We start from the raw sequence: 10,367 nt of genomic DNA, 5'->3' as shown, positions 1-10,367 counted from the left end.
GGATGACATCGACCGGCCCGGCCATCTCTCGGCGATCGTCGCGGCCGGGCCGGTCGATGTCATCCTGCTCACCCATGGTCATATTGATCACAGCGAGGGTGCCGCGCCGCTGCACGAGCTGACCTCCGCGCCGGTGCGCGCTCTTGATGTCGCCCACCAACTCGGCGACGAAGGGCTGACCGAGGGCGACGTGATCGCTGCCGCCGGGGTGGAGATCCGGGTGCTGGCCACCCCCGGTCACAGCAGCGACTCACTGTCGTTCGTCCTCGCCGACGACCGGCGGGCCGACACCGACGGCAGCGACAGCACCGACATTTCGGCGCCCACCGCGGGAAGCTCGGTTCTCACCGGCGACACGATCCTCGGCCGGGGCACAACCGTGGTGGCGCACCCCGACGGGCAGCTCGGCGACTATCTGACGAGTCTGCGGCGCCTGCGCGAGCTGGGTGACTGCGTGGTGCTCCCCGGACACGGGCCGCATCTGCCGGCCGCAGGCCGCGCCGCGGAGGCGTACCTCGCCCACCGGGAGGTCCGGCTCGACCAGGTACGGGCGGCCCTCGCCGCCGGCGACAGCACGGTCCGTCAGATCGTTCAACGGATCTACACGGACGTCGACCGCGCCCTGTGGCCGGCCGCGGAGATGTCCGTCCGCGCCCAGATCGAGCACCTGCACCAGCGGCGGGAACTGCGGACCACGCCGATCGAGCTCCTGCTCGCATAGGCCGCCTTCCGACACATCCACAAATCATGATCGCGTAGACGGCAGGAACCTCACGAACGCGAAAACATGATCACATTGTCTTCGGCCTCACCTCCAGCAGGCCGCCGGCGACGCAAAAACATGATCGCTTCACCTTATGACCGGGGGAGGAGGCCGGATTCTGGACATCCCACACAGCCCTCTTCCTTCCTGGAAACCGTTAAGATCAGCACGAACAGAAGATCTCGTACGGTTGGCTTATGCTCGCGGCCGGGAGGCGACCACCCGTGCGCAACGCTCCGGATATATCCGACCACGTCAAAAGGGTCCAGTCCTGGATGCCGTGCCGGCAGGCCCGATACACCGGACGGGCCGGCCAGCCGTCATGGCCCGGCCCTGACTCCGGCTTCAGGGCGCCCCAATGATCACATCACCCCTCGGTGGAACGCTGCGCTGTCCGCGCTGCGGCACTCCCGCCGTTCCCGGCGGCCGGTTCTGTTTCCACTGCGGGCTGCCGTTGCAGACCGAAAACGGCATGGGCGCCGACGAGGGCGCCGAGCGCCGGGTCGTCACCGTCCTGTTCGGCGACCTCTCGGACTTCACCGCATGGGCGGAGGACCTGGATCCCGAACGGGTCGGCGAGGTCACCGACCGGGTGCTCGCCGCCCTGGCCCGTGACGTCGCCGAGGTCGGCGGCCGGGTCGACAACCTCACCGGTGACGGCATCATGGCCGTGTTCGGCGCGCCGACCGCGCACGAGGACGACCCGGAACGAGCCGTGCGCGCCGCCGCCGCCATGCAGGAGACCGTCCGCCGCCTCGTCACCGACGAAGCCGGCGGCGGACGCCACCTCGGCCTGCGCGTCGGGATCAACACCGGGGAGGTGCTGGCCGGCGTCCAGGCGTCGCTGACCTACACGGTGATCGGCGACACGGTGAACACCGCCGCCCGGCTGTCGGACGCCGCCGCGGTGGGCGCCGTGTACGCGGGCCACGACACCATGATCGCCACGACCTCGGTCGCGACCTGGCGCCGGCTGGCCCCGCTGAAGCTCAAGGGCAAGCGTGAGCCGGTCCCCACCTACGAGCTGGTCAGCCTGCGACCGTCCAACGTCGCCCGGCCCGGGCACGGCGACGACGCGCCGTTCACCGGGCGCGACCAGGACCTCGCGGTGCTCGAGTCCGCCTTCCGGGACGTCGTCGCGCACAGCCAGCCACGGACGGTCGTCATCACTGGTGAGGCCGGCATCGGCAAGACCCGGATAGCGGTGGAACTGGCCCGCCGGGCGGGCGCGCAGCAGGACGCGAGGGTGCTGTGGGGCCGCACGGTCCGCCACGGTGACGGCCGGGATCTCGCCCCGCTCATGGACATCGTGCGGACCGCCTGCGGGGTCGGGGAGGGTGACAGTCCGGACCGGGTCGCCGAACGGGTACGGCGCACGGTCAGCCGGCTGGAGCATCCGGCGGCACGCACCCGCATCCCCGGCGGGGTGGCCGACAAGCTGCTCGCCCTGCTGGGCGTGCCGCCGGAGGGCCGCTCGACGGTGGCTCCGGACATCCCGCCGGGAGACCCGGCCGGGCGGGAGAACCCGGCCGACGATCCCGCCGTCCGGGCCGTCGACGCGATCGTCGACGACGTGGCCGTGCTGCTTGGCGGCCTGTCCAACGACGGGCCGCTGGTCATCGTCCTGGACGACCTGGAATGGGCGACGACCGCGCTGTGGCAGGGGCTGCGGCGTTTCGCCAGCAGGCTGCGCGGGCCGGTATTTTTGATCATGCTTGACCGCGAGGTCCCGTCGCTGGCCGGGCTGCCCAACGCCGAGTCGCTCGCGCTCGCCCCGCTGGCGGAGTCCGCCTCGGCCAGCCTGCTGCGCGACTATCTCGGCGGCGCCGAACTGGACGAGACCGCCCGGGCCGCCCTGCTCGCGCGGGTCCACGGCAACCCGTTCTTCCTCACCGAACTGCTGAACCTGCTGGTGGACCGGGGCATCCTGCACCGCGGTGACCTGCACCGCGGCGACGCGGCCGGCGCAACAGCCGCCGGAGCTGGCACAGATACCGGCACCGGCGCGGCGGGAACGGAGCCGGTGCCCGGAGTCACGCCGAACGGCGCCGCCCCGGGCACGGACCTGGCCTCGGAGATACTGCGCCACCCGGCCGGCACCCAGCAGTGCAGCTGGGTACTTGAGGGATCCCTGCCCGAGACCACGCTGCCGGCCGGTGTGCAGTCGGTGCTGGCCGCCCGTATCGACGATCTCGACCCGATCGCGAAGGCCGTCCTGCGCTCGGCGTCGGTGCTCGGCAGCCGGTTCCCCGCGGACGCGCTGCCCGCGCTGGAGGACCGCCGGGGGGAGCAGGTGCACCGGGCGCTGGCGACACTCACCGAACGCCAGCTCCTGCGGGCCCCGCATCCCGGGGAGCCGATGTGGACGTTCGTGCACCCGATGGCCCGGGACGTCGCCTACGCCGGCCTGCCCAAGGTGGAGCGGGCCCGCCGGCATGCCGCGGCGGCCCAGTGGGGGGTGGAGTTTCTCAGCGGCTCCGAGGCGGAGGTCGCGGCCTTCGTCGGCCACCATGCCGAGCGGGCCCACGACCTCGCGGCATCGATGGCGCTCGCGCCCACCGATCCCGCCTGGTCGGCGCGGGAGCCCGGGTTCCACGCCCTGGTCCGGGTCGCCCGCTCGGCGCTCGCCCGCGACGACCATCGCAGCGCCAGCGATCTGATCACCAGTGCCCGCCGGCTCGGCCGGGGGGTCGTGAGCGAACTCGACGATCTGGGCGCGGTCGTGCTGCACGCCGAGGCCCTGGCGTCGCTGCGCCGGCTGGACGAGGCCGAACGCGTCCTGCGGCCCGCACTGCGGGTCGCCACCCCCGAGCTGCGGGCGGCGGCGTACCGCATCCTCGGCGATCTGCGGCACAAGCAGGGCCGGGACGACGAGGCCGCGACCGCGCTCGTCACCGCGCTCGAGGAGGCCCAGCGCGCCGGCAGCGACCGGGTGATCGCCGCCACCCTGCGCCAGCTCGGCCTGCTGGAATATGCCGCCGGCCGGGTGCGCCACGCCGAGAAGCGGTTCACCGACGCGCTGGCCCTCGCCCGTCGGGTCGGCGATCCCAGAGGGGTCGGCTGGGCCCTCCAGCACCTTGCCTGGAGCGCGACCACCCGGGGGGACTACCCATGTGCCCAGGAGTACCTCCGAGACGCCTCCGAGGTCTTCAGACGGCTCGACGACACCGGCGGGCTGGGCTGGTGCGCGGGCACCGAGGCGCTGGTCTGGTTGCTGTCCGGCCAGCTCAGCCGGGCCCGCCGGCTCGCCCGCGACCTGATCGAGATGGCCGGGTCGCTGGGTGAGGTGTGGGGCCTGGCCGTGTGCCTGACGATCGACGCGGTCGCCGCCGCCGAACTCGGGGACATCGCCGAGGCCGAGGCCGAGGCCGAGCGGGCGGCGGAGCTGTTCGAAGCCACCGGGGACACCTGGGGTGTCGCGCTCACCCTCGTGGCCAGGGGCCTGGCCGCACGGGGCGCCGGCGATCCCGAGCGCGGGGCGGCTCACCTGCACAACGCCCAGGCCGCCGCCGACCAGGGCGGCCATGCCGTCGTCGGCGCGCTCTCCATGGTGCTGCTGGGGCTCACCCGGCTCGACGCCGGGCTTCTCAACGAGGCCGAGCAGGCCGCGGACCTGGCCATGCGGGCGCTGGACAGCCTCGAGCTGCAGCCCCACGCCCAGCTCGGCGCCAAGGTGCTGGCCGCCCAGGTCGCGCGGGCCAGAGGCCGCCTGCAGGAGGCGATCCAGCTGCTGGAGACGGCGCTGGCCGCCGGCGAGCCGGCCACCCTGCTCTTCCCGCGTCGCCAGGCGTACGCGCATCTGGCCGGCACGCTCCTCGACGCCGGCCGACCGGCCGAGGCGCTGGCGGTGGCCCGGCGCGCGGTCGAGGTGGGCGCAGAGGACGTCCGCGCCCAGGTACTGGCATGGCGGGCACTGGGTACCGTGCTGGTCGCGAGCGGCAAACCGGCCGAGGGCCGGGCCGCGTACGAGAAGGCGCTGGCCGCCGCGACCGCGACGGAGGCGGTGAGCGAGGCCGCGCAGACCCGCCGGCTGCTGTCCGCGATTCCCGACGGCCCGAAACCGGTGAACCTGCCGGGTGTCGCCGACGTCCGGGTGACCCGCCCGGCGACGGGCGGCCTGCCGGCGCCGGGCGCCACGCCCTCGACGGTGGCGTCGACCGCGCCGTCCGCGGTGGGCTCCTCCACCGCATCGTCGGCGGGCGCGCCAACGGTGCCGTCCCTGGCGGAGCCGACCACACAGGCGTGAGCGCACGGGTGTGACAGCGCGCGACAACCCGCGCAGATACCGGGTGCAGGGGTACCCGGTAGTCGAGGGGCCAGGTAGCCGCGCGGGTACGGCGCGGCGGGTCAGGTATGTCGCCACGGGCGTGGCACAGACACGGTCGCGCGGGCGTGACGGCGGATGCGCGGGCGTGGCGGTCTCGCGCGGGTGTGGCGGCACGCGTGACAGCGGCCGGGATCCGGCGCGGAGCCGGCCCGGTGAAGAAAAATCTTCATGATGTGAAGGCAGGTCCTGACCGGCACGCCAGGCGTACCTGGAGTGCCGGTCAGGACCTGCTGAGACGGGAGTCAGCCAGCCTGTGCCCCCTCAGGCCGGAACCAAGGGGCGTCTCCCGGCGGATCCCCGGTCGCGTGGGCCGAACGCGCCCGCGTCGACCGGCGTCCGCCGGCTACGCCCTACCGGGCGCGGCGGGCGAGCCGCTCCCGGTCGAGCAGCACCACCGCGCGGGAGTCCAGCCGCAGCCAGCCGCGGGTCGCGAAGTCCGCGAGCGCCTTGTTGACCGTCTCCCGGGAGGCCCCGACCAGCTGGGCGAGTTCCTCCTGGGTCAGGCCGTGCTCGACTCGGACCCCGGCCGCCTCGTTGCCCGGCTGGGCCGGCTCACCGAAGCGCTCGGCGAGGTCGAGAAGGGCCTTGGCCACCCGTCCCGGCACGTCGGTGAACACCATGTCGGCCATGGAGTCGTTGGTCCGCCGCAGGCGTTGGGCCAGCACCCGCAGCAGCAGCGACGCCGCTTCGGGTCGGGTCGCCAGCCACGGGCGCAACGCGGTGTGCTCCAGGGACACCAGTGACGCATCGGTCACCGCGGTCGCGCTGGCCGTGCGGGGCCCCGGATCGAACAGCGAGAGTTCCCCGAAGAGGTCTCCGGGCCCCATCACCATGAGGAGGTTCTCGCGTCCGTCCGAGGCGGCACGGCCAATCTTGACCTTTCCAGCAAGGATCACGAAGACGCGGTCTCCGGTTTCACCTTCCCGAAACAGAACGTCGCCTCGGGTAACATTCTGACGTTCCAAGTGATCGTTAAGAGCCTGCCGGTCCTGTTCGGACAGGCCGGCAAACATGGGAACACGGGCAAGCAGATCGTCCACGGCGTCCGAGCATGCCAGGAGTAGCGCCAAAGGGCACGACCTGGAAGCCGAAAGAGGCTGTCGGGTCTTGAACAGGTCGGGCGAATCCGGGTATTTCCGGCCCGGCCGACCGGCTCGGGAGAGCTCCCGTCAACCCCCGGCCCGAGCCTGTGGACAGAAGGCCACATACGGATCGAAGCGATTAATAACTCTGCGTAGCCACAAACACGAGAGGTACCCGCGGGCCCGCACCTGAGCCCGGCCGTCGCGGGCCACCCCAACCCGGCCGTCATGTTGCCCTGTGTTTACCCGGGGCCGACCTCCGCAGGCGGCGGCGGTAACGCTCCAGGGCGGCCGGAAAGCCCTGGGAGACGAACGTGCTCACCTCGTCGGGGCGGGCGTTGTCAAGGAAGCCCTCCAGGCCCTGGCCCGAGTCGGCCATGCGCAGGGGACGCTCCACCCGCTCCATGGCGAGCAACAGGCCGAGAAGCAGGAGCGGGAACGAGATCGCGGCAATCAGAAACATGGCGGACACCATGGTGAGGGACAACTCTGTGTAACTAACACGCGGGGTCAGGATTAGGTGATGCGACGTTGGACACATCCGGCATCCCGGCTGGAGAACACGATGATCCGGTCACCGGATACCCTGTGAACGTGTCCACCCTCGCCGACGCCGCCACCGAAAGCCCGCTGGCGCGGACACGGCGAGCCCGGAAGATCGTCCGCATACTCGGCGAGCTCCACCCGGACGCACGGATCGCGCTCAACTTCGGCAATCCCCTCGAGCTCCTCGCCGCCACCGTCCTGTCCGCCCAGTGCACCGACAAGAAGGTCAACGAGGTAACCCCGACGCTGTTCGCGAAGTACCGCACCGCCGACGACTACGCCGCCGCCGACCGGGCGGAACTCGAGGCCATCCTGCGGCCGACCGGTTTCTTCCGGGCCAAGGCGAACTCGCTCATCGGGATCGGCGCCGCCCTGGCCGACCGTTTCGACGGGAACGTGCCCCCGCGTCTCGACGACCTGGTCACCCTGCCCGGGGTCGGCCGCAAGACCGCCAACGTCGTGCTCGGGCACATCTTCGACCAGCCTGGCATCACGGTCGACACACACGTCGGACGGCTCTCGCGCCGGCTCGGGCTCACCACCAACACCGACCCGGTCAGGGTCGAGAGCGACCTCGCCAAGCTGCTCGAACGGCGCGACTACACGATCGCCTCCGACCGGCTCATCTTCCACGGCCGGCGGGTCTGCCACGCCCGGCGGCCGGCGTGCGGCGTGTGCGGCATCGCCCGCCTGTGTCCGTCGTTCGGCCTCGGCGTGACCACGCCGGCACAGGCCGCCCGGCTGGTCCGCGCCGACGCCGAAGCGGCCAGGTGAGCACAGCCGCGCAGCCCGACAGCCCGGACGATCTCGACGGGCTGGCCGAGGCCGACAGTCCGGCGCAGTCCCCCGCCCTGGCGGGAGAGCACAGCCCGGCCGGAGGCCACGGTCTGGCGGGGGCCCGCGGCCCGGCCGGGGTCGGCAGCCTGGTCGGCCCGGCCCGAACGGGCAGCCCAGCCGGAACAGGCAGCCAGGCTGAAGCGGCCAACCCGGTCGAGACCGGCGTGCCCACCTGGCTCACGGGCCTGGCGGCAGCCCTGCGCACCGCCCGTCCCGACCAGCTTTCCTGGACCAGGCTGCACGCGGCCGACGGGCGTCCCGCGGCCGTCCTCATGCTGATCGGCGACGGCCCGCAGGGGCCTGACATCCTGCTCATCGAACGCGCGGTGAGCCTGCGCAGCCATGCCGGCCAGTCGGCCTTCCCCGGCGGGGCGACCGACCCCACCGACACCTCCCCGGCCGCGACCGCGCTGCGGGAGGCCAGGGAGGAGGTTGGCGTCGACCCGGCCGGCGTGCGGATCCTGGCCACCGGACCCGCCCTCTACATACCGCCGAGCCACTTCCTGGTGACGCCGGTGCTGGGATGGTGGCACACGCCGTGCCCGGTCGCGCCGGTGGACCCGAGCGAGACGTCCACGGTCGTCCGAGTACCGATCACCCACCTGGCCGACCCTGCGAACCGGCTGCAGGTCCGCCATCGCAGGACGGGTGTGCTGGGGCCGGCCTTCCGCGTCCAGGAGATGTTCGTCTGGGGCTTCACCGGTGGGCTGATCGACGCGCTGCTGCGGCTGGGCGGCTGGGAGCGCCCCTGGCTGCCCGCCGAACAGGTCGAGAGTCACCGGTGACGGGCACCCCGCCGGCACCCGCGGTGGACACCCTGCCGGCCTCCACCGGCCTCGGCCGGACGCCGGGGTTGACGGGCGAACCGGGGTGAGTCAGTCGGACACACACGCAGCGTTACAACCGCCCGTGGAGAGCGCCGGAAGCGCAGGGTGGCTCCAGGCGAGTCACCCTGCGGGCGGTACCGTCAGCCCGGCCGAAGTCCCCGGTGCTCCCCGCGATCCACCCAGCTCCACGGACAGATCGATGACAGATCCGCGCCCGGCCCGGACACCAGGGACGACAGTGTCCTGAGCAGACGCTCGTCGGCGAAGGGTGACAAGGACCGGAGGCAGCAATGAGCGTAATGACCGGCCCGGGTACCCTCCCGGGCCTGGCGCCCAGCGCCGACAGGCCGTGTCGCCGTCGAACGGCCCGCCCGGCCACGCCGACCGCCACCCTCACACTCTCTCTCGCCCTCGTCCTCCTCGTCCTCGGGCTCGGGCTCAGCGGCTGCGGAAGCGACACGCCGGCCAGTTCGCCCTCGGCCACCGCCACCGCCACACCAAAGATCGAAAATGACGTCCAGGTCTTCGACGTGGTCGGCACCGCCTCCCTTGAGTTCTCGCCCTCGACCCTGACAGCCCGACCCGGGAAGATCAGGGTAAATCTGACGGTGCCGGCGGGCTCCGCCCCGCACAACTTCGTGATCCCGGAGATCCCCGAGGCCCGTACCAGCGTCGCTTCGGCGGGCACATCACAGTCGGTCACGTTCACCATCGACAAACCGGGCAGTTACTCGTTCCTCTGCACGATCCATCCGAACATGCACGGCACGCTGACGGTCAGCTAGCGGATACCGGGCAGTCGAAAATGTTCGACATTCTTGACCTCATCCTGGTCATCGCTGTGATCATTTTTGCCGTGTCCGGCTACCGGCAGGGCTTCGTGGTCGGGGCGCTGTCCTTCATCGGGTTCCTCGGCGGCGGTGTCCTCGGCGCGCACATCGCGACACCGTTCGCAGAAATGATCAATGCGGAGTCGCAGGGCCCCATCGTCGGCATTCTCGTCGTCCTCGGCCTCGCCCTGATCGGGCAGATCGCCGCCACCGCGCTCGGCGCGGCCCTGCGCGACAGGCTCACCTGGCGGCCGGGCCAGACCGTCGACGCGGTGGCCGGCGCGGTGCTCTCCGGTATCTCGGTGCTGCTCGTGGCATGGCTGCTGGCAACGGCGGTCGACCGGTCCCCGTTCACCACCCTCGCCGAGCACGTCCGCCGCTCCGAAGTCCTGCGGACCGTCGACGCGGCCATGCCGAACACCGTGCGCGACGCCTTCGCCGACCTGCGCAGACTCGTCGACCAGAACGGCTTCCCCGAGGTCTTCGCCGGCCTCGGCGGGGGGCAGATCGTGCCGATCGAACCGCCCGACACCACGGCCGACAACACCCAGGCCGTGCAGACCGCGGCAGCCAGCATCCTGAAGATCCGCGGGATCGCGCCGTCGTGTTCCAAGCGGGTCGAAGGCACCGGTTTCGTCTACGCGACGGAACGGGTGATGACGAACGCCCACGTTGTCGCCGGGGTGACCCGACCCCAGGTCGAGGTCGGCAACAGCACCCTGCCGGCCAGGGTCGTGCTGTTCGACCCCGACACCGACATCGCCGTCCTCTACGTGCCCGGGCTGCGCCAGACGCCGTTGTCCTTCCAGAACGACCCGCCCGGCCGGACGGGAGACGACGCGATCGTCGCCGGATATCCCCAGGACGGCCCGTACACAACCGCGCCGGCCCGCATCCGCAACCGCCAGACCGCCAGGGCCCCGAACATCTACTCCCAGGGCACGGTGCTGCGTGACATCTACGCTGTCCGTGGGCAGGTGCTGCCGGGCAACTCCGGTGGGCCGTTGCTGTCCGAACAGGGCACCGTCTACGGCGTGGTGTTCGCCGCCGCCACGAACGACTCGGACACCGGGTACGTGCTGACCAGCGCCGAGGTGGACGACCTGGCCGCCGCCGGTCAGGCCACGAGCACCGCCGTCAGCACCCGCAGCTGTG

The 10,367-nt window shown here is 72.0% G+C and carries 8 protein-coding genes; 6 read left to right on the top strand and 2 right to left on the bottom strand.

Going from position 1 to position 10,367, the window contains the following annotated elements; translation table 11 throughout:
- The coding region (locus tag CM1CMNOD_RS20145; protein ID WP_131774120.1) for an MBL fold metallo-hydrolase at positions 1–721 on the top strand (721 nt) is incomplete at its 5' end.
- A 400-nt stretch (positions 722–1,121) separates the two neighbouring features.
- Positions 1,122–5,009, top strand: a complete 3,888-nt coding sequence (locus CM1CMNOD_RS20140; RefSeq protein WP_013875435.1) for a tetratricopeptide repeat protein — start codon at positions 1,122–1,124, stop codon at positions 5,007–5,009.
- Between the two features lie 431 nt (positions 5,010–5,440).
- On the opposite strand, the gene CM1CMNOD_RS20135 is transcribed toward CM1CMNOD_RS20140, so the two are convergent.
- On the bottom strand, positions 5,441–6,130 hold the full coding sequence (locus CM1CMNOD_RS20135) for a cyclic nucleotide-binding domain-containing protein (RefSeq protein ID WP_043607335.1): 690 nt from the start codon (positions 6,128–6,130) through the stop codon (positions 5,441–5,443).
- 268 nt (positions 6,131–6,398) lie between these two features.
- Positions 6,399–6,635: a hypothetical protein gene (locus CM1CMNOD_RS20130; protein ID WP_013875433.1), complete on the bottom strand. Its 237-nt coding sequence runs from the start codon at positions 6,633–6,635 to the stop codon at positions 6,399–6,401.
- Positions 6,636–6,766: 131 nt separating this feature from the next.
- On the opposite strand from CM1CMNOD_RS20130, the gene nth reads away from it, so the two are divergent.
- From nth to CM1CMNOD_RS20110, 4 genes are all read left to right on the top strand, one after another.
- Entirely contained in the window at positions 6,767–7,492 is a 726-nt protein-coding gene (nth, locus tag CM1CMNOD_RS20125; protein WP_043607334.1) for an endonuclease III, read from the top strand.
- Positions 7,489–8,340 (top strand): NUDIX hydrolase, encoded by an 852-nt coding sequence (locus tag CM1CMNOD_RS20120; RefSeq protein WP_131774119.1) that lies wholly within the window; start codon positions 7,489–7,491, stop codon positions 8,338–8,340. Before nth ends, CM1CMNOD_RS20120 begins: the two co-directional genes overlap by 4 nt.
- Positions 8,341–8,681: 341 nt before the next feature.
- Complete coding sequence (locus CM1CMNOD_RS20115; protein WP_131772927.1) at positions 8,682–9,167, top strand: cupredoxin domain-containing protein; 486 nt, start codon at positions 8,682–8,684, stop codon at positions 9,165–9,167.
- Between the two features lie 20 nt (positions 9,168–9,187).
- Positions 9,188–10,367 (top strand): MarP family serine protease (locus tag CM1CMNOD_RS20110; RefSeq protein WP_131774121.1); only part of this gene is annotated, 1,180 nt, incomplete at its 3' end.

This window comes from Protofrankia symbiont of Coriaria myrtifolia, from assembly GCF_900634755.1.
GTDB lineage: Bacteria > Actinomycetota > Actinomycetes > Frankiales > Frankiaceae > Protofrankia > Protofrankia coriariae.
This window is presented reverse-complemented; position numbering and strand designations above follow the sequence as displayed.

Coding starts and splice junctions, on each gene's coding strand:
- CM1CMNOD_RS20130 (WP_013875433.1), bottom strand. CDS start 6,635: ATGTTTCTGATTGCCGCGATCTCGTTCCCGCTCCTGCTTCTCGGCCTG.
- CM1CMNOD_RS20140 (WP_013875435.1), top strand. CDS start 1,122: ATGATCACATCACCCCTCGGTGGAACGCTGCGCTGTCCGCGCTGCGGC.
- CM1CMNOD_RS20115 (WP_131772927.1), top strand. CDS start 8,682: ATGACCGGCCCGGGTACCCTCCCGGGCCTGGCGCCCAGCGCCGACAGG.